17 protein-coding genes and 2 tRNA genes are annotated in these 19,238 nt (G+C 56.2%); 13 read left to right on the top strand and 6 right to left on the bottom strand.

What is annotated here, in order from left to right; all coding sequences use genetic code 11:
* Positions 1-11: 11 nt before the first annotated feature.
* The 10 genes from rpmI to AP059_RS08750 all read left to right on the top strand — a co-directional run bounded on the left by rpmI (position 12) and on the right by AP059_RS08750 (position 9,448).
* Complete coding sequence (rpmI, locus tag AP059_RS08795; RefSeq protein WP_003442181.1) at positions 12-206, top strand: 50S ribosomal protein L35; 195 nt, start codon at positions 12-14, stop codon at positions 204-206.
* A 28-nt stretch (positions 207-234) separates the two neighbouring features.
* Positions 235-591 carry a 50S ribosomal protein L20 gene (rplT, locus tag AP059_RS08790; protein WP_047275143.1) on the top strand — a complete coding sequence of 119 codons (357 nt, stop codon included), beginning with the start codon at positions 235-237 and terminating at the stop codon, positions 589-591.
* Positions 592-700: 109 nt separating this feature from the next.
* Positions 701-1,717: a phenylalanine--tRNA ligase subunit alpha gene (gene pheS, locus AP059_RS08785; RefSeq protein ID WP_048365677.1), complete on the top strand. Its 1,017-nt coding sequence runs from the start codon at positions 701-703 to the stop codon at positions 1,715-1,717.
* A gap of 26 nt (positions 1,718-1,743) precedes the next feature.
* On the top strand, positions 1,744-4,122 hold the full coding sequence (gene pheT, locus AP059_RS08780) for a phenylalanine--tRNA ligase subunit beta (RefSeq protein ID WP_059762874.1): 2,379 nt from the start codon (positions 1,744-1,746) through the stop codon (positions 4,120-4,122).
* A 3-nt stretch (positions 4,123-4,125) separates the two neighbouring features.
* Complete coding sequence (ihfA, locus tag AP059_RS08775) at positions 4,126-4,428, top strand: integration host factor subunit alpha (RefSeq protein ID WP_002553164.1); 303 nt, start codon at positions 4,126-4,128, stop codon at positions 4,426-4,428.
* The gene (locus tag AP059_RS08770) at positions 4,409-4,765 is read left to right on the top strand and encodes a MerR family transcriptional regulator (RefSeq protein WP_047275136.1); all 357 of its coding nucleotides are present in this window, start codon (positions 4,409-4,411) and stop codon (positions 4,763-4,765) included. Before ihfA ends, AP059_RS08770 begins: the two co-directional genes overlap by 20 nt.
* Before the next feature lie 83 nt (positions 4,766-4,848).
* Positions 4,849-4,925: transfer RNA gene (locus AP059_RS08765), tRNA-Pro, on the top strand.
* A gap of 925 nt (positions 4,926-5,850) precedes the next feature.
* Positions 5,851-8,406, top strand: coding sequence for a hypothetical protein (locus tag AP059_RS08760; protein WP_059762873.1), 2,556 nt, complete (start codon positions 5,851-5,853; stop codon positions 8,404-8,406).
* Between the two features lie 213 nt (positions 8,407-8,619).
* The gene (locus tag AP059_RS08755) at positions 8,620-9,075 is read left to right on the top strand and encodes a glycine zipper 2TM domain-containing protein (protein WP_059762872.1); all 456 of its coding nucleotides are present in this window, start codon (positions 8,620-8,622) and stop codon (positions 9,073-9,075) included.
* A gap of 298 nt (positions 9,076-9,373) precedes the next feature.
* Positions 9,374-9,448, top strand: a tRNA-Gln gene (locus tag AP059_RS08750).
* A gap of 191 nt (positions 9,449-9,639) precedes the next feature.
* Here AP059_RS08750 and AP059_RS08745 read toward each other — a convergent pair.
* A complete protein-coding gene (locus AP059_RS08745; RefSeq protein WP_059762871.1) occupies positions 9,640-11,355 on the bottom strand; it encodes an amidase in 1,716 nt (571 codons plus the stop codon).
* 603 nt (positions 11,356-11,958) lie between these two features.
* Positions 11,959-12,156, bottom strand: coding sequence for a tetratricopeptide repeat protein (locus AP059_RS08740; RefSeq protein WP_177332367.1), 198 nt, complete (start codon positions 12,154-12,156; stop codon positions 11,959-11,961).
* Positions 12,157-12,292: 136 nt separating this feature from the next.
* Here AP059_RS08740 and AP059_RS08735 point away from each other — a divergent pair, with 136 nt between their 5' ends.
* A complete protein-coding gene (locus AP059_RS08735; protein ID WP_059762911.1) occupies positions 12,293-12,646 on the top strand; it encodes a hypothetical protein in 354 nt (117 codons plus the stop codon).
* A 30-nt stretch (positions 12,647-12,676) separates the two neighbouring features.
* Entirely contained in the window at positions 12,677-15,040 is a 2,364-nt protein-coding gene (locus AP059_RS08730) for a DNA polymerase II (protein WP_059762869.1), read from the top strand.
* Here AP059_RS08730 and AP059_RS08725 read toward each other — a convergent pair.
* Entirely contained in the window at positions 15,037-15,318 is a 282-nt protein-coding gene (locus AP059_RS08725) for a hypothetical protein (RefSeq protein ID WP_048365689.1), read from the bottom strand. The two genes, AP059_RS08730 and AP059_RS08725, sit on opposite strands and share 4 nt — an antisense overlap.
* Before the next feature lie 199 nt (positions 15,319-15,517).
* Between AP059_RS08725 and AP059_RS21980 the strand changes: the two genes are divergently transcribed.
* Complete coding sequence (locus AP059_RS21980) at positions 15,518-15,865, top strand: CrcB family protein (protein WP_120752329.1); 348 nt, start codon at positions 15,518-15,520, stop codon at positions 15,863-15,865.
* Here AP059_RS21980 and kch read toward each other — a convergent pair.
* The 3 genes from kch to yut form a co-directional block, all read right to left on the bottom strand.
* Positions 15,825-17,000, bottom strand: a complete 1,176-nt coding sequence (kch, locus tag AP059_RS08720; protein WP_059762868.1) for a voltage-gated potassium channel protein — start codon at positions 16,998-17,000, stop codon at positions 15,825-15,827. The two genes, AP059_RS21980 and kch, sit on opposite strands and share 41 nt — an antisense overlap.
* Before the next feature lie 82 nt (positions 17,001-17,082).
* Entirely contained in the window at positions 17,083-18,141 is a 1,059-nt protein-coding gene (locus AP059_RS08715; protein ID WP_059762867.1) for a HoxN/HupN/NixA family nickel/cobalt transporter, read from the bottom strand.
* 27 nt (positions 18,142-18,168) lie between these two features.
* On the bottom strand, positions 18,169-19,161 hold the full coding sequence (gene yut / locus AP059_RS08710) for an urea transporter (RefSeq protein WP_059762866.1): 993 nt from the start codon (positions 19,159-19,161) through the stop codon (positions 18,169-18,171).
* Between the last annotated feature and the right edge of the window lie 77 nt (positions 19,162-19,238).

Here is a 19,238-nt window from a genome sequence, read left to right as displayed (position 1 = left end):
GAGTACCGAACATGCCAAAGATGAAAACTAAAAGTGGTGCTGCTAAGCGGTTTCTGAAAACTGCTAACGGCATCAAGCACAAGCACGCTTTCAAGAGCCACATCCTGACCAAAATGTCGACTAAGCGTAAGCGTCAACTGCGCGGTAGCAGCTTGCTGCATCCGTCTGACGTGGCAAAAGTGAAGCGCATGCTGCGCCTTTGCTAATTTCGGTCAAGAATAGAGGAAGTAACTCATGGCTCGTGTAAAGCGTGGCGTTGTCGCCCGTAAACGTCACAAAAAAATTCTGAAACTGGCTAAAGGCTACTACGGCGCACGCTCACGCGTATTCCGTGTTGCCAAGCAAGCGGTAATCAAGGCAGGCCAATACGCCTACCGTGACCGTCGTCAGAAAAAACGTCAGTTCCGCGCTCTGTGGATCGCTCGTATCAACGCTGGTGCACGTATCAACGGTCTGTCTTACAGCCGTTTCATCGCCGGCCTGAAAAAAGCGTCCATCGAGATCGACCGTAAGGTTCTGGCTGATCTGGCAGTGAACGAAAAAGCGGCGTTTGCTGCGATTGTCGAGAAAGCTAAAGCCACTCTGGCTTAAGTACCCCCGACAGTCATCCGGGCCTACCTGTGTGAGCTCGGATACTAAACGTCATAAATAGGGGAAGAGCCTTTAAGCTCTTCCCCTATTTTGTATCTGGAGTCTGTACATGGAAAACCTGGATGCGCTGGTCGCCCAAGCACTAGAGGCTGTGCAAAGCGCGGAAGACATCAATGCCCTGGAGCAAATCCGGGTTCTGTACCTTGGCAAGAAAGGTGAGTTGACTCAGGTGATGAAGACCCTGGGGAATTTGCCTGCAGAGGAGCGTCCGCAAGTCGGCGCCCTGATCAACGTTGCCAAGGAGCGTGTAACAGAGGTTCTCAATGCGCGTAAGGCACTGTTTGAAGAGGCTGAACTGGCCGCCAAACTGTCTGCCGAATCCATTGATGTGACCCTGCCTGGCCGCGGCCAGACCTCAGGCGGTCTCCATCCGGTCACCCGGACTCTGGAGCGCATTGAGCAGTTTTTCACTCATATTGGCTACGGCATCGCCGAAGGCCCGGAAGTTGAGGACGATTACCATAATTTTGAGGCGCTCAACATCCCTGGCCATCACCCGGCCCGGTCGATGCATGACACCTTTTATTTCAATGCGAACATGCTGTTGCGCACCCATACCTCACCGGTACAGGTCCGCACCATGGAATCCAAGCAGCCCCCGATTCGCATCGTCTGCCCAGGCCGTGTTTATCGCAGCGACTCCGATATCACTCACTCGCCAATGTTCCACCAGGTTGAGGGCTTGTTGGTCGATCGCGACATTAATTTTGCTGACCTCAAAGGCACTATCGAAGAGTTCTTGCGGGTATTTTTCGAAAAAGAACTGGCTGTCCGTTTCCGTCCTTCGTACTTCCCGTTCACAGAGCCATCGGCCGAAGTTGATATGGAATGCGTGATGTGCAGCGGTAAAGGTTGCCGCGTTTGCAAGCAGACCGGCTGGCTTGAGGTTATGGGCTGCGGCATGGTTCACCCGAACGTGCTGCGTATGTCCGGGATTGACCCGGAAGAGTTCTCGGGCTTTGCCTTTGGTATGGGGGTAGAGCGTTTGGCCATGCTGCGTTACGGCGTGAACGACTTGCGTCTGTTCTTCGATAACGACTTGCGGTTTCTTGCGCAATTTCGCTAGTCGTAACGGATTCTTAGGAGAGCAGAATGAAATTCAGTGAACAATGGCTGCGTGGTTGGGTTAATCCGCAGGTAGGTCGCGATGAGCTGGTTGCTCGTCTGTCGATGGCGGGTCTTGAGGTTGATAGCGTTACCCCGGCTGCCGGTGTTTTCAGTGGTGTTGTGGTGGGTGAGGTGCTGAGTACTGAGCAGCACCCCGATGCCGACAAGCTGCGCATTTGTCAGGTCAGTAATGGCGCCGAAACTTTTCAGGTCGTTTGCGGAGCGCCGAATGTGCGTCCGGGTCTGAAAATACCGTTTGCCATGTTGGGTGCCGAACTGCCGGGCGACTTCAAAATAAAGAAGGCCAAGCTACGCGGCGTTGAGTCAAACGGCATGCTGTGCTCGCAAGCTGAGCTGCAAGTCGGTGAAGGCAATGACGGGCTGATGGAGCTTCCAGCCGATGCGCCGGTGGGTGAGGATATTCGTGCCTACCTGCAGCTTGAAGATGCCAGCATTGAAGTCGATCTGACCCCGAACCGTGGTGACTGCCTCTCGTTGGCAGGTCTGGCCCGTGAAGTGGGCGCCTTATATGCTGCCCAAGTGACGCGTCCAGTTGTAGCACCTGTTGCTGCCGTACACGACGAAGTCCTCCCGGTAGACGTGCTTGCCCCGTCAGCATGTCCGCGCTACCTGGGCCGTATCATTCGTAACGTGGATTTATCACGACCTACACCCTTGTGGATGGTTGAGCGTTTGCGTCGCGCCGACGTACGTAGTATCGACGCGGCCGTGGATATTACCAACTATGTGATGCTTGAGCTGGGGCAGCCGCTTCATGCGTTTGATCTCGCTCAGATCCATGGCGGTATCCGAGTGCGTATGGCTGAGGAAGGAGAGAAACTGGTACTCCTTGATGGTCAGGAAGTTACCTTGCGTAGCGACACGCTTGTAATTGCTGACCATCAGCGTGCGTTAGCCATAGCAGGTGTCATGGGTGGCGAGCACAGCGGTGTAACCTCAACAACACGAAACATCTTCCTTGAAAGTGCTTTCTTCGATCAGATCGTAGTAGCAGGTAAAGCCCGTTCATATGGTCTGCACACGGATGCTTCGCACCGTTATGAGCGCGGGGTGGACTGGAAGCTTGCGCGTGAGGCTATGGAGCGAGCCACTGGCTTGCTGCTAGACATCACGGGCGGTGAAGCGGGTCCGATCATCGAAGCCGTCAACGAACAGTATTTGCCGTCGATTGCCCCTATAACTCTGCGGGCCGCGCGTATCAGTCAGATGCTGGGCATGGAGATGGACCCGATTGAGGTTGAGCGCTTGCTGCGCGCACTGGGCCTGACCGTCACAGCAGAAACCGCAGGGCAGTGGCGCGTAGAAGTGCCTAGTCACCGCTTTGACATCAGCCTTGAAGTCGACTTGATTGAAGAACTCGCGCGATTGTACGGCTACAACCGCCTGCCGGTTCGCTACCCGCAAGCTCGCTTGGCGCCACAAGCCAAAGCTGAAGCACGCAGCGACCTGCCAGAGCTTCGTCGCCTGTTAGTCGCACGCGGTTATCAAGAAGCCATCACCTATAGCTTCATCGATCCTAAGCAGTTCGAGCTATTCAGTCCGGGTGTTGAACCCTTGCTGCTGGCTAACCCGATTTCTAACGACATGGCGGCGATGCGTGCGTCCTTGTGGCCAGGCTTGATCAAATCGCTGCAGCACAACCTCAACCGTCAACAAGATCGTGTTCGTTTGTTCGAAAGTGGACTGCGTTTCGTGGGGCAGTTGGAAGGCCTGAAGCAAGAGCCAATGTTGGCAGGCGTAGTCTGTGGCTCGCGCTTGCCAGAAGGCTGGGCGCAGGGTCGTGATGCTGTGGATTTTTTCGATGTTAAGGCAGACGTCGAGGCTGTTCTTGGATTCGCAGGTGCTCTGGACGCTTTCACTTTTGTGTCAGGCAAGCATCCGGCGCTGCACCCGGGTCAAACCGCTCGTATCGAGCGCGATGGTCGAGAGGTGGGGTATGTAGGCGCAATCCACCCTGAGCTGTCAAAAAAGCTGGGCCTAGATCGACCGGTATTCGTCTTTGAGATGGTATTGGCGGAAGTTGCCTTGGGTAAAATGCCTAAATTCCAAGAACTCTCGCGCTTTCCCGAAGTGCGTCGGGACTTGGCGTTGATTGCTGATTGCAACGTAGCGGCCAGCGATGTCCTGAAAGTCATTCGTGAAAATGCAGGAGAGTGGCTGACGGACCTAAGGCTTTTTGACGTTTATCAAGGTAAAGGTATTGATCCAAATAGAAAAAGCCTTGCAGTTGGCTTGACCTGGCAGCATCCATCGCGCACTCTTAATGACGATGAGGTGAATACTACTACGCAAAATATCCTCACCTCGCTCGAACAAAGGTTGAACGCCACGTTAAGGAAGTGACGTATGGGGGCTCTGACGAAAGCTGAGATGGCGGAACGTCTTTATGAAGAGCTAGGCCTGAATAAACGCGAAGCCAAAGAGTTGGTTGAGTTGTTTTTCGAAGAAATCAGGCACGCTCTTGAAGACAATGAACAGGTCAAACTGTCAGGTTTTGGCAACTTTGATCTGCGTGACAAGCGACAGCGGCCTGGCCGCAATCCGAAAACGGGAGAGGAAATCCCGATCACGGCACGCCGTGTGGTCACCTTTCGTCCAGGGCAGAAGTTGAAGGCCCGAGTAGAGGCTTATGCTGGAACCAAGTCATAACGACGAGCTCCCGCCAATACCAGGCAAACGCTACTTCGCCATAGGCGAAGTAAGTGAGCTATGTGCGGTTAAGCCGCATGTTCTGAGGTATTGGGAGCAAGAGTTTCCTCAGCTCAACCCCGTAAAGCGCCGCGGTAACCGCCGGTATTATCAGCGACAGGATGTGCTGATGATCCGGCAGATACGCGCCTTGCTTTATGACCAAGGCTTCACTATTGGCGGGGCGCGTTTGCGTCTTTCGGGTGATGAGGCCAAAGATGACACAACGCAGTACAAGCAATTGATACGTCAAACAATCTCCGAGCTGGAGGATGTTTTGCTGATTCTCCGTAAATAATGCGTGATCAAATGCTTTCGCATTCTGAAAGCATGAGGTATATTCAACCGCGTTTGTTATAGCAAGTCGTTCTAACGCCTAGTCGGGGCGTAGCGCAGTCCGGTAGCGCACTAGCATGGGGTGCTAGGGGTCGAGTGTTCGAATCACTCCGTCCCGACCATATTATTCAATGACTTAGCCCAACTTTTGCGAGTTGGGCTTTTTCATGTGCGTGACTTTTGCGGGACATCTCCGCGATTTACGCCTCAAATTTGTCTGTTTCCCCCCCTCCCGCGTGACAGCCTACGATGCTGTGTTTGCCGCTTCGATTAGTTACCCAGCCCTTGGGGCGATTGACTGGTGATGCTTGCAGATGGTCGTGTATACGCTTTTCACGCACAGCAACAGCACGCAGGAGCAGCGAGAGTATGCGCAGTTTCTGGCAGTTCAAATCCTTCCCGGTTTCTATGCCCTTCAAGCACTTTTGACCCGTCTTGGCTCAGGAAAACGATTAGGGTAAGCCGGATGCAGGGCTTCGTTGTTCGCTAGCACCACGCCTCAGGGTGTAAAAACTCAACTCAACGAGATTGTCAGCAGTCGGGCGCGCCCCCAAATATGTTTGATGGCGAGCTGGGCGGTGTGCCTGGCTTACACTTTGGTGTGGCAGCAAAGCTCAAAGGCTGCGGCCTGTCCCTATGTCGTGACTTTCTATTCTCCACAGCCACGTAAGGTGGAGGCTCAGCCACTGCTGGGTGATGTTGAAGCGTTGTTCAGCTTACTGTTGAGAAAGAAGACGCCTCGCGCGTTGGCGCGAGTTTGATCCGCTTGAGTAAAGCTCGCATCCCCGGCGCGAATAGTAGATACGCCAGAGTTGTTATGGGCCTCCTGTTTTTCACCAAGCACAGGAATACTTCTCGCCCGGCTATCTCAGCCTGATGCAGTGCCGTGTCCAGCGCGAGCCAGGTTAAGGCTACTGGCGGGAACCAGGGGAGATAGCGCCAGACCGTTTGCCGGATACTGCCCCCTTGCTCGATAACTAGGCGCTACGCTAAAGACATAAACAATTGGCAGGCTTGATCTCGCCTGTATTAAAAGGAGTTACGACGGTGAGTGTCGGCACGATAGATTGCAGTGCAGAGTTTGTGACCAACGGGACAGTTAATAGCTTCCCGTTTTATTTCAAGTTTCTGGATGGCAAGGATCTGGTGGTTATCTATATCAGTCCTGAGGGTGTCAGCTCAAAACTGTTAATGGGAATGCACTACACGCTCATCGGCGCTGGCAATAATGACGGGGCGAGCATACAGACCCGAGAGATTCTGGCTGGCCCTGGGCAATTGATTGTATTTCGGGACAGGCAGGTTTATCAGCAGGCCATGTCAGGCAAGCGGGGAGCGTCATTGTCCAAGGCGAACGCAGGCGTGTTCGACAGATTGATCCTGTTGGTGCGTAAAGCCTATGCACTCTTCAGTCAGGTCCTGACTCGACCGTTTGGGCGTGACTGTTTCGATGCGCAAAATCGGCGTATTGCCTCGGTCAAAGATCCTGTTGATCCGCAGGACGCAGCCACAAAGCACTTTGTTGATAGGCTTATAGCTGAACGTGGCGTTAGCGCTGAAGATCTCACGGATACAGCAGACAACATTATTTATGTAGGCCCAAATGACGAGGTTGCGAAAGTCCAGCATCTGTCGGGCTCCCAGGGTTCGCTATTGTTGGGGCATAACGCTGAGACGGTGGCGGATGTACTAAAGCGTGTGGGTGAAAACAATTGCTTTGCCCTCGGTGGGGTTGTTCAAAACACGCGTGACTATTCGCTTAACGGTGACAACGTGCTGCCCGAACTTGCTGTGTTCAGCAAAGTGAATTTTGATGCCTCGGGCTATCACGCTTCTGGATCACTGGGAAACATGACAACGACCGCGTCCCCAGCCGGCTCGGACTTCTCGCTTTACATGGTGACAGTTGTACTTCAGACCGAAGTTGCAGGTTGCTTGAATATCAAGTTCGATGGCGCGCCGATAATGTCTGATCAGCCGTCGGGCTACTTGTTTTCAACAGCGCCCATCAAAACAGCAGGGGTTGAAAATAACCGCGACATCGACCCCAATACTTACAGTTTCATCTATGCGACGAGTGGGACCGCGTTTACAACGGTGTCTATAGAGAGTGATACCTCCTGGGGCGGTCAGGTGTATTCGTTATCCCTTGTGCCTGTGGCGGAGACGATGTTTGCCCTGGCGGGAGCGGGTACAGAGAACGGGCCAAAAAATCCGATTGGTTTCAAGGCCTGCGCTTATGGTCGAAACGACATTGCATTTGGGGATAGATACACACTTGCCAGTCTTAAATACGATGGATTACCTCAAACCCCTGCGCATAACCTTGCGATTGGTGCCAAAGCTCTGGCAACCAATCAGTTCGGTGACCAGAACACCGCGATAGGGACCTACGCACTTGAATTCAACGAAACATCAAACAACATTGCGTTAGGGTACTCGGCTGCAAAACTCAATACTAAAGGCCGAGAGCTGACAGCTATCGGCTATAAATCCCTAACCAATAACACCACAGGCTCGGCCAACACAGCGACGGGATTTTGGTCGCTAGGTCTAAATACAACCGGTACAGATAACTGTGCGTTTGGCTGGTACTCATTGCGAAACCTGCTGCTGGGTAACTTCAACACCGCCCATGGCTCCAACGCTGGAATGATGGCCTTGTCCGGGTCGGGTAACACTTATGTGGGGGCATATGCCGGTTACGGCAATGGGGCTGCCTATGCCACCTATGCCAATACAACGGCCGTGGGGCGAGAGTCCTTGGCCGCAGGTGACAACGCCATCGCCATTGGTTTCCAGGCGCGAAGTGGCTCCTTGAGTCTTTCGTCGCCATTTTCGGTGGCCATTGGTTCATCTTCTAGTGCGGCAGGTGCCACGCCTTGCGTGGCTGTTGGCGCTTCTAGCGCGGCAAGTGGTGACAGAACGGTGGCCATTGGCGAGTCCGCGGTTGCATCAGGCCCTAAATCAGTGGCCATTGGCGCTCTTTCTGAGGCCAGTGCCCAATACGTTACGTCTGTCGGCACTCAAGCGGGTGCAGGCAGTACCGGGATCAACAACACTTTTTTAGGTGCCCTGGCAGGGTTTTCTCCAAACGCTTTCAACGGTTGCACCCTGCTGGGGTCGAGCACTGCTGCGACCGGGGACAACCAGGTTCAGTTGGGCGCGTTCGGTACGGTCCCGTACGCGTTCGCGGCTCTTCAAATTCGCGCGGATGAGCGTGATGCGACGGATGTGAAGCCGCTAAAAAAATCATATGAGTTTATTCGTGCTCACAAAGGCATGGCGATTCAATACAGATACGACCTGCGGGCGCAGTATACGAGCGGTAAACCCGATGGGTCTAAAGCCGGAAAATCCCTACATGCTGGTTTTCCCGCGCAGAAGGTTAGCGCGCTTGCCAAAAAGATAGGCATCACGTTCACGGGTGTAAGCCATCACGCAGATACCGGCGGGCTTGATGTCTGGTCAATGGGGTATGAGCAGTACGTTCCGCATTTGGTGGAAGCACAAGCCATCGCGATAGAAATGCTAGAAGCCCAAGCATTAGAGATAGAGCGGCTGTGGGCACGCATTAAAGTGCTGGAGGGGCAGAAGGACTAGAAACTCATTACGGCATCTATAGGCTCATGTGCACCTTGTAGCCCGTATTTCACTTGTTTAGCCGTACCTCACCTCATCCCTTAAGTCGTGGTTTGAGTCTCTGCGTTGTGACTGCAGCTGTGTGGCTGGAGTGAGTGGCTAACGCTTGAAAAACCCTGTGCTACGCTCTTTTTCACCTTGAATAAACTCATGCCCTAAACACGGAGTTCGGTGATGAATAGCGCATTTTCAACGTTGACGATGGTAGTGGCCGCCTTGGTACTGAGTGCCTGCGTAGCGGTAGGCGCTAATAACGCCGGGCCGGGTGAGTTCGAAATACGTACCGGGGTGATAGAACAAATTGAGCTCACGCAAGTGCAGACCAACCATGACAGTGGCGTAGGCGCGATTCTGGGCGGGCTTGCGGGCGCGGGTATCGGCAGCCTGATCGGTCATGGCACAGGGCGCGATGTTGCGATGGTCGCCGGTGCGCTGGCGGGAGCGGCGGGGGGTAATTACACACAGAGAACGCGCTACGACCAACCTCAGCAGGCGCAGCAAATTATTGTGCGCATGAAAAGCGGCGTATTGGTGTCGGTGACTCAGCCGATCAACCCCGTACTTAAGCCCGGTATGAGCGTTTACATCGAGGGGGCGGGCAGTGATGCCCGGGTTGTACCCCAGAACTAGCGTGTTCAGGCGTTGCCTGGGCGTGATGGCTCAAGGCAACGCCGTATCGTGATCGCCTCTCTTGCAGTGCGCGTACACGTCTTTACAAGTCCTCTAAACGCGGATATGCCAGGTTTTTTGCACTAAGTAGCTGTTTTTTAATAAATTTGTGCGTTGGGGGGTTCCCAGATGTAACAAATGTTGGTAAATTTGCGCGCATTCCGGGACAGGTCATCACATGGCCTGCTGCAGAGGGCATATATGCCACCTGCGCAGAACAACCAGGAATAGAGTGCCAAGCACTCGTCGCAACAGATACAGGGGCGTCGCCAAGCGGTAAGGCAGCAGGTTTTGATCCTGCCATGCGTTGGTTCAAATCCAGCCGCCCCTGCCATTTTCTCCAAGCTTATTTCTTCGAGCCACCAGCGCCTCTGCGTCGGGTGATTTCGTTGTCTGTTTTATCTCCTCCTCTATCTATGTTCTTGTTCAGCACGCTCTGTTAGCGCTGTCATGGCCAAGTTTTATCGCGCGCTTGAAGCCTTAATCCGTAAAGATTGGCGTGCACGCACGCCAATCCCGTGGTGGTTATGCCTGGGTGCTGCTCAGTGGCGGGGTGCGAGGCGGGATCATGCGCTTTGAGCCCGTGGCCTCAAACGCGCTGGCCAAGCCCAGCAATGACGAATCATCGTAGGCGCGCCCGGCAAATGTCAGCCCGACCGGCATCCCGATATCCTGCATCACGCCCATGGGGACGGTCACCGTCGGAACGCCCAAGTGGCGGATGGCCAGGTTGCCGTTAGCCACCCATACCCCATTGCTCCAGGCAATGTCGGCAGATTGCGGGTTGACGTCCGCATCGGCCGGCCCGACGTCGGCCACGGTGGGGAAGATCACCGCATCAAGTTGCAGGTGATCCATCCAGTCTTCGAGGTCGATTTTGCGTGTCTGTTCCAGTCCGCGTAAACCATCGGGCAGCGTCGTGATCTGGTCCCACGGCGTGATCCCGCGCTGGGCCATTTTCACGTATTCGTCCATGCCGGCGGCCAGATCGTCTTCGCGGTTGGGCAGGGTGCCTGGGTCGTGCGGGAAAATCTTCGGCCCGTCGACATCGGCCAGCCGATTCAGTTTTGGGTCGCCATTGGCACGCAAGAAGTCATCGAAAGCCCAGGCCGACAGCTCCCACAATTCGTCATGCATAAAGGCTTTTGATACCAGCCCGCGATTGAAAACCGTCGGTGCGCCGGGGCGGTCGCCCTCACAGTTGGACACCAGCGGGAAGTCCACTTCAATCACTTGTGCCCCGGCCGATTCGAGCGCCTTGCGTGCCTGCTCCCATAGAGCAATCACAGAATCGCGGGTGATGATTTTTTGCCCGGTGGGGCCGCCAATGCCTGGCTTCTCTGCGGTGCCTGCCTCAGGGTCTGCGTTGATGTACATGCGGGGCACGCCGAAGCGCTTGCCGGCAAGCGATTGCGGGCTTGCTGCCAGTTGCGCATACGAAGCAGGGCGCACAGAAGATGCACGCGGGATTGGCACCCAGGGTTGCAGACGCCACAGGTCGCCACGGGTATCCGGGTCATCGGCGACCACAATGTCGAGCACTTCAAGCAGGTCAGCCATGGTTCTGGCGAAGGGCACCACCACGTCCATTGTCGGGGTTAAAGGCCAGTTGCCACGCACTGAAATCACACCGCGCGAGGGGGTGTAGGCACACAAACCATTGTTCGATGCCGGGCCGCGACCGCTGGACCAGGTTTCTTCAGCCAAGCCAAAGGCTGCGAAGCTGGCGGCGGTGGCTGTGCCTGCGCCGTTGGAGGAGCCACTGGCAAACGGTGCGGTCAAATAATGTGCGTTGTAGGGGCTTTCGGCGCGGCCATAAACACCGCGCTGCATACCGCCATTGGCCATGGGCGGCATATTGGTTTTGCCCAGGCAGATGGCACCGGCAGCACGCAGGCGCTCGATGGTGAAGGCGTCGCGATAAGCAATCAGGTCCTTGAAGGCCGGGCTGCCAGACGCTGCGGTCAGCCCTTTGACCAGATAGCTGTCTTTGGCGGTGTAGGGGATACCGTCCAGCGGCCCCAGGGTTTTACCTTCGGCGCGACGGGCATCCGCTGCCTGCGCTTCTTCGAGCGCTTGCGGGTTGCGTACCACGACCGCATTCAGTGCGGTGGCGGTGTGTGGGCCGTCATAGGCTTCGATGCGCGCCAGGTACGCCTCGACCAGCGCTACGGCAGTAGTTTGTCCCGACTCAAGCGCGGCGCGCAGTTGGGCTATCGATACTTCAGTCACTTCGATCATGCCTTCACCGCCGTTGATCGGGAGGTGGACAGGTGACTGCGCTCATCAGGCCTGCATTGGGTTTCAGAGGCATTGTGTTGCTCAAAATGGCTTGTCATATCGGTTCTCATTGCACGGCTCACACAACAGGGGCTGAACGTGGGGTCAGAGCTTATCTAATCCGTGGGCGGTTAGGCCATCTGCGATGCACATTCGGGATAAATCGCCGCTTCAAGCGCAGCCTCGATGAGTCAAGGCCAAAGGTGAAATAAGCCTGCAAATTGGATCCGACTGCATAACCTGCTGAAAAGATTCAGCTTATGGCCAAGTGGAATGGGCTTATGAGCCTAATCTAATGAAAAATATGTGGTTATTTAATGACTTAGATCAGTAATAAATTGAAAATATTCATGCAAAATATCTTGTTACGAGTTGTAACGCTGAGGTAAGATCGCCCCGCGTTCACCTACCACGGTTTATGCATTTTTAAGGCCCAAGTTTCCATCAGCTACTTGGGCTTTTTTTTGCGTGCGATTTTTATTGGATCCAAAATTGCGCAGTCGTGGATCCGGTCATCGCGTGAGGGCCGTTGTGCCGTCAAACACAGGCTTACCCGGCACCAGCTCAGTGCTTGAGCGCCACATCTTCAGGATTGATAGCCTTCCACGCTTGCAGCACCGCCTGCGCTTTGGGCTCCTCACCGTTCTCTGGATAGAACTGGATCAGCGACAGCCGCGCCTCACGGTTGAAAGGTTGGCGCTTGAGCTGTTCTTCCAATTGCTCGCAGGCTTTGCCCACTTGGCCACAACCCTGCATCGCCACTGCCCGGTCCAAGGCATTGGGCGACAGCCTGTCGTGCGCTGCATCACTGTTTAACGACGGGCGGTGCGCGTGCGCAGGGAAAATGAAACCGCGCTATCAGCGTGCTATCGTGCTTGCCATTTTGAGGGGATACGTGATGCGAATGCTGATTGGCGCTGTGAGCCTGGCCCTGCTGGCCGGTTGTGTTTCATCTGCGATGAACGAGGCCCGCAACCAAAAGCCGGTTCGCCTGCTGATGTCCGACAAACCGACACCGCTGGTGGCTCAGTGTGTTCAATTTGCGTGGCAAGACGAAGCGGTTTACGGCGTGGATGCCAGTGGCTACATGGACAACGCCAACAACGGCCGTATGACGGTGTATACCCGTGGCGCCGAGTCGTTTGCTGACCTGCAACCCCAAGGCACGGGCACCAACGCCAGCTACTACGCCGCCAAACCCGATGACAGCGTGGCTTTGCGCCGTTTGGCCGCGTTGGCTACATGCCTTTAACGGCGCAACGTTGGCGCTGAGGTTGACCCCGTGAGCCTGCGTCAGGGTTTTGTGCTGACCCGCCATTGGCGCGATACGCCGTCGGGCATCGAAGTCGAATTTTGGTTGGCCACCGATGAGGGGCCGCAACAGGTGCGCCTGGCGTATCAGACCTCGACTGCGTTCATCCCGGCCCAGCAGCGCGAGCAGGCTGAGGCGTTGTTGCAGGATGAACGCAACGTTGAGTTTCGCGGGTTGGCCTTGTGCGACTTTCAATCGCGCCCGGTGGTGGGGCTTTATTGCCAGCAGCACGGGCAATTGATCGACATCGCCCAGCGGCTGCGGCGTGCCGGGCTGGATGTGTATGAGGCTGACATTCGCCCCCCGGAACGCTACCTGATGGAGCGCTTTATCACAGCCCCGGTGAGTTTCAGCGGCCAGGTGCAGGCTGATGGCCTGCTGCTCAATGCGCAAATCAAACCCCACCCCGACTACCGGCCGCGTTTGAAACTGGTGTCGCTGGACATTGAGACCAGCGAGCAAGGCGACCTGTACTCGATTGCCCTTGAAGGCTGCGGCCAACGACAGGTGTACATGCTGGGCAAGGCCACCGAGACCGACAGCGCTGTCGATTTCGACCTTGAGTTCTGCGCCAGTCGTGGTGAGCTGTTGCAGCGTTTGAACCAGTGGATGGCCCTGCACGACCCGGACGCAATCATCGGCTGGAACGTCATCCAGTTTGATATGCGGGTGTTGCATGAGCACGCGCGACGTCTGGGCATCCCGCTGTTGCTGGGGCGTGGCGCCAGCGAAATGCAATGGCGTGAGCACGGCTCGCGCAACAACCATTTCTTCGCCAGTGCGGCGGGCCGTCTGATCATCGACGGCATTGAGTCGTTGCGTTCGGCAACGTGGTCATTTCCCTCGTTCAGCCTGGAAAACGTCGCTCAAACCCTGCTCGGTGAAGGCAAGGACATCAGTACGCCGTATCAGCGCATGGACGAGATCAATCGCATGTTCCTCGAGGACAAACCTGCGCTGGCGCGTTACAACCTTAAAGACTGTGAACTGGTCACGCGTATTTTCGAACACACCGAACTGCTCACGTTTCTGCTGGAGCGCGCCTCAGTGACGGGGCTGGAAGCGGACCGCAGTGGCGGTTCGGTGGCCGCGTTTTACCATTTGTACATGCCATTGATGCACCGCCAGGGCTTTGTCGCGCCCAATTTGGGCGACAACCCGCCCAAGGCCAGCCCCGGCGGTTTTGTGATGGAGTCCCAACCGGGTTTATACGAGTCGGTGCTGGTGCTCGATTACAAGAGCCTGTATCCGTCAATCATCCGCACATTTCTGATTGACCCGCTGGGTTTGGTCGAGGGCCTGCGCGACCCGCGCGATGAAGCGTCGGTGCCGGGCTTTCGCGGCGCACGGTTCTCCCGCACCCGGCATTGTCTGCCCGCGATCATCGAGCGCGTGGCCAACGGCCGCGAAGTGGCCAAGCGTGAAAAGAATGCGCCACTGTCCCAAGCGCTAAAAATCATCATGAACGCGTTTTACGGCGTGTTGGGGTCCAGTGGCTGTCGTTTCTTCGACACCCGGCTGGCTTCGTCGATCACCTTGCGCGGTCACGAGATCATGCTCAAGACCCGTGCGTTGATCGAAGCCAAGGGTTACAGCGTGATTTACGGCGACACCGACTCCACCTTCGTCTGGCTGCGCAGTGAACACAGCGAAGCCGACGCCAGCCGTATCGGCCGTGAATTGGTCAGCGACGTCAATCAATGGTGGCAGGCCCATGTTCAGGCGCAATATGGCCTGAGCAGCGCGCTGGAACTGCAATTTGAAACCCACTACCGACGCTTCCTGATGCCGACCATTCGCGGGGCCGAAGAGGGCAGTAAAAAGCGCTACGCCGGGATGGTTGAACGCCCTGACGGTCAACTGGAGATGGTCTACAAGGGCCTTGAAACCGTGCGCAGCGACTGGTCGCCGTTGGCGCAGCAGTTTCAGCAGGCGCTGTACGAGCGCATCTTCAAGCGTCAGCCGTATCAGGACTACGTGCGCGATTTTGTGCGCAGCACGCTGGCGGGCGAACATGACGAATTACTGATCTACCGCAAACGCCTGCGCCGCCCGCTCAGTGATTACGAGCGCAACGTGCCGCCCCACGTGCGGGCGGCGCGCCTGGCCGATGACTACAACGACCGGCACGGGCGGCCACGCCAATATCAGCGTGGTGGCAGCATCCGCTACCTGATTACCGTGGCCGGGCCACAGCCACTGGAAAACCTGACCGCTGCGGTGGATTACGACCACTACCTGACGCGTCAGCTACAGCCCGTGGCGGATGCGATTCTGGTGTTCGTCGATGACGACTTCAGTGCGCTGGTCGGCGGGCAACTGGGACTGTTTTAAGCCTTGTCGGCTGCATCAGCCAGGGCTTTGGACTTGGCGCGGTCTTTGGCGGCCTTGGCTTCAACGGCCAGGCACTCCATGCAGAACTGCTCTGCATAGGTCATGAAAATCTCGGTGGTGTCGTTTTTGATCGTGCGTGAACCGGCGAGGATGTAGCGCATGCGCTTTTCCGTCACTCCGATGCGCGAGGCAATCCAGGCGGGGGTTTGGCCGATGCGATCGACCAGTTTGTTAGCGTACTCGGTGTCAGGGTTGTAGCGGTCAGCGTTGGGGTACATGGGGGTTCCGTGTGCGGTGGATTCTGAGCAGGGCGGCAGGGTACTCCTTTTTGCCGGGGCCAGCCTGGCAAATCCCGCGCTAACCGACGCCCAGCAGCTGCCCGCCTGCGCTGCATGAACTAAAGTTCCTGACGTTTACCCACACCCGCCAGAGGAATTTCCATGACGGCACTGGACGTTTTTTGGGTCGGCCTGGGCGGTGGCCACGTCGTTGTTCAAGAGCAACCGTATCAATCAGTACGTCCATGTCATGGTTGGCACCGGGATCATGGGCGGGTTGTCGACGTTCTCAAGCTTTGTGTTTGGCGCGGTGCAAATGATGAACGACCCGGCGGGGGTGTTTGTGTCTGTGTGTTATCTGGTGGCCAGCCTGGTGACAGGGTTTGTTGCGGTAGAGCTGGGTTTGATCGCCGGTGCCAAGCGGCCAGCGCCGCGTGCAACCGACCCCCGCAGTGACACGTCATACCCGCACGCAAGCGCTTGCGTGCGAGTTGAACGCGCAAGGCTTAGCCCAGCGAGGTGCGTTTACCGAAGAACATCTCGGTGATCAGGTCGTTATTGATCGTGTCGCCTTGCAGGGTGCGCACCAGCAGTTCGCTGGCCAGTTGCGGCAGTGAAAGCACCATGGTCGGGTTGACGCGCTTGACCTTGTTCATGTTTTGGCTTTCGTTGACCAGCGCGATGGTTTGCGTGTTATCGCCTGCCACTTCTTTGGCCGCCAGCACCACGAATACGTTTTCTGCGTCACTGTCGCACAACGTGACGATGTATTTGGCTTCACCCGCGCCGGCCAATCTCAAGGTGGAAGCCGCCGAGGTATCGCCCTCGATAATGTCTGCTTTATCCGGCAAGTCGTGCTGGGTGCCAGGTGCGCACACCACTGTCACATGCTCTCCACGATCAGTCAGGCTCTTGTAGACGTTTTGCGCCAGCGAGTTGGCGCCCACCAGGATGTAGTGATTTTTACGTGCCATGTGGGTAATCCTGCCTTTAACGATGCGTTGGATGTTGTTGCTGATCAGCGGGCCGGCAATCGAGGCCACTGAGATCGCGAAGATGGTGATGCCCAGAATGATCACGGTCAGGGTGAACATGCGTGCATCGGTGGTGTGCGGCACGATGTCGCCAAAGCCCACGGTCGACATCACCACAATGGCGAAATAGAACGCGGTCGGCAGATCGCTCACCTGGGGTGCAAACTGGTCGCCCATGTAGAGCGTGCCGAGCATGCTGTAGACGATCAATGACGCCACACTGACCACGGCAAAGAAGCTGCCGGTGGCCAGGCTGTAATGGTCAAAGCGGCGCCAGTAATACACCTGCACCGCAATGGTGAAGAGCGAGTAGACGGTTATCCAGGTGGGTTTTTTTACGATGAACACGTCGACGCAGACGGTGGACACCAGCAACAACAGGGCAAAAAACCAACTGATGCGTGACTTGATCACCAAACCGATGGACATCAACAACAACACCAGCCCGACCACGAAACCGGGTATTTCCAGTAAGGCCAAAAAGCTCAAGGCCTCCTTCCAGGTGTCGAAGGTGCCCAGGGCCGCGTTGGAGTGCGCGACCCCGCGTTGCAACACCGGCAAAAATAAAAGAAAGCCATTGATGGCCACCAGCAAGGCGACCACATGGGCAAAGGAAAGTCTGGCTTTTATGTCCTCTTTTAAAGTCATGGTTCCTACGACGCCTCAGTGAAAGAGTGGGTGGAGTGTCGATCAGGCAATAACGGGCACATCCCTTTGCTGAACCTGTTCATCAGGCATTGGCTCCTAAGTGGTCATAACCGCGCAGGTAGTAATTCAAGGCTGAGATCAGCCAGCACAACACGAACATGCCGATGATCCAGTAACCAATTTCACCGAAGTGATCGCTGATTGCATTGATCGGGGTCCAGATGCCGCCGCTCAATTCAAGTTTGTCGGCAATCAGCCCGAGCGCTTCAACACCGCCGATAAATAACGCGACCACCACCGACGCCGCCGTGATGGTGATGTTGTAGTACAGCTTGCGCACCGGCTTTGAAAACGCCCAGCCGTAGGCGCCAATCATCACGAAGTTATCCAGTGAGTCGATCAAGGCCATGCCCACGGCGAACAGCACCGGGAACACCATGATTGACCACAGGCTGATGCCGTGGGAGGCGCTGGTGGCGCTGATGCCCAGCAGCCCGATTTCGGTCGCGGTATCGAATCCCAGCCCGAACAGAAACCCCACCGGGTACATGTGCCAGCTTTTGTTGACCAGGTTGAACACTCGGCGAAACAGGCGCGCCATCAAACCGCCGCTGTTGCTGACTATCCCGTCCAGCTCTTCAGGGGCAAAGGTTTTACCGGCTTTGACCTGTTTAAATTTTTTGTACACCGAGCGCAAAATCACCAGGTTGAGCACGCCAAACAACAGCAGGAATAACGACGACACCAGGGTACCGATCAGCCCGCCGGTTTCATGGAACCAGGCCATATCGTCCTTGAACGCCATGGCGGTGGCCGCAATGGCAAACGAGGCCAGCACGACAATGGTGGAATGGCCAAGGGAAAAGTAGGTGCCCACGGCTATCGGGGTTTTACCTTGCTGCATGAGTTTACGGGTGACGTTGTCGATGGCGGCGATGTGGTCCGCGTCCACCGCATGGCGTAAACCAAAGCTGTAGGCCAGCAAAGCCGTGCCCATCAATACCGGGTTGGTACCAAACTCACTGAAGGCCCAGAGCCAGGCCAGCGCGTTGGCAGCAATCAGGCCGATCAGCAAATAGATCGCGTTGCGCGTGGTCTTCGAAGGTGGCGTTTGGACCAGGGGTTGGGCTATCGCTGTCATGTAAAGGCTCCGCTAAGGGGTAGATCGCTATTGGCGGTGGGCAGGCATGACGTCCTTGTTGGGCACCAGAAACAGCCACGACGCCAAGACAAACGGCATGGTCAAGGTCGGTATGCCCACCGGCGTCAGTAGCGTATTCAAAGCACCCTGTACAAATACAGTGAAAATTACGCCGATCAGGGTGTAGATCAGCACACGCCAGCTGGGTTTATTAAACGTCGAACCCAGCGCAATGGCCGTCAGCACGGCACTAAAGGCATACATGCCATTGTTGATATTGGCGTGTTCGGCCTGCAGCACCGTGGCGGTGAGCACCGCCAGCAGCGAGCCGCACACGGCAAACACCGCGGCCCACAACGATGACACCGCCAGCCCGGCGATAAACAACGCGCTGGCGATCAGCGAGCTGATCAAAAACACTTCAGAGATGCCGTTCAACAGGCCGTCGAACAGGTGAATGCCATCGAACAGGTCATTGTTGTAGGCGATCAGGTTATGGGGCAGGTTGGGCGAGGGCAGCGCGCTATTGTGCAGGCCGCCAAAGGCATAGCTGGCCAGCAGGAGGGTCCAGGTCACCAGCACAAAGGGTGCAGTCAGGGCGGCCACTTTCCAGGTTTTAAGGATGTCGGCGATGCAAATCATGACAATCACCGACACCACGCTGCCCAAGAGGATGCACAGCCACAGGATCGGGCTTGCGTGCAGAAACGTCGGCAGGGCCGCGCCCACCAGGCAACCGTTGTAGCCGTACAGCCCGGCTTTCCATGAAGCCCGGTCCTTGAGGTGAGCGCCGGCCAAGGTGGCGACAACCGTACCCAGCACACAGCCCCAGGCCACGGCCGGAATGCCCTCGCTGTAAGCGCCGACGAAGATCGCGGTGAAAAACAGTACGCCGGTCAGCGGGTTGTTCTGGAACATGACCTGAGCACAGCCGCGCAGGCTGACATCGATGATTTCAATCAGACGATTGCTGTTTGCCCATTGTGTCCATTTGGGTGCGGGTGCATTGGCAACATCCATCGAACTTCCTCCCCATTAAAGACTCCTGGCAGACGCTGGCAACAGGCTGCGGGCTATTGAAAGCTGAATCCGCCAAA

It is taken from the genome of Pseudomonas sp. TAA207 (genome assembly GCF_001529285.1).
GTDB classification, from domain to species: Bacteria; Pseudomonadota; Gammaproteobacteria; order Pseudomonadales; family Pseudomonadaceae; genus Aquipseudomonas; species Aquipseudomonas weihenstephanensis.
Note: the sequence above shows the minus strand (reverse complement) of the source record. Positions and strands in the feature narration are given on the sequence as shown.

Bases quoted from the DNA above. Each gene is read 5' to 3' on its own strand.
- AP059_RS08725 (WP_048365689.1), bottom strand. From the start codon at position 15,318: ATGTACCCCAACGCTGACCGCTACAACCCTGACACCGAGTACGCTAAC.
- rplT (WP_047275143.1), top strand. From the start codon at position 235: ATGGCTCGTGTAAAGCGTGGCGTTGTCGCCCGTAAACGTCACAAAAAA.
- ihfA (WP_002553164.1), top strand. From the start codon at position 4,126: ATGGGGGCTCTGACGAAAGCTGAGATGGCGGAACGTCTTTATGAAGAG.
- rpmI (WP_003442181.1), top strand. From the start codon at position 12: ATGCCAAAGATGAAAACTAAAAGTGGTGCTGCTAAGCGGTTTCTGAAA.
- AP059_RS08770 (WP_047275136.1), top strand. From the start codon at position 4,409: ATGCTGGAACCAAGTCATAACGACGAGCTCCCGCCAATACCAGGCAAA.
- AP059_RS08755 (WP_059762872.1), top strand. From the start codon at position 8,620: ATGAATAGCGCATTTTCAACGTTGACGATGGTAGTGGCCGCCTTGGTA.
- AP059_RS08745 (WP_059762871.1), bottom strand. From the start codon at position 11,355: ATGATCGAAGTGACTGAAGTATCGATAGCCCAACTGCGCGCCGCGCTT.
- yut (WP_059762866.1), bottom strand. From the start codon at position 19,161: ATGGATGTTGCCAATGCACCCGCACCCAAATGGACACAATGGGCAAAC.
- pheS (WP_048365677.1), top strand. From the start codon at position 701: ATGGAAAACCTGGATGCGCTGGTCGCCCAAGCACTAGAGGCTGTGCAA.
- kch (WP_059762868.1), bottom strand. From the start codon at position 17,000: ATGACTTTAAAAGAGGACATAAAAGCCAGACTTTCCTTTGCCCATGTG.
- AP059_RS08715 (WP_059762867.1), bottom strand. From the start codon at position 18,141: ATGACAGCGATAGCCCAACCCCTGGTCCAAACGCCACCTTCGAAGACC.
- AP059_RS08735 (WP_059762911.1), top strand. From the start codon at position 12,293: ATGCGAATGCTGATTGGCGCTGTGAGCCTGGCCCTGCTGGCCGGTTGT.
- pheT (WP_059762874.1), top strand. From the start codon at position 1,744: ATGAAATTCAGTGAACAATGGCTGCGTGGTTGGGTTAATCCGCAGGTA.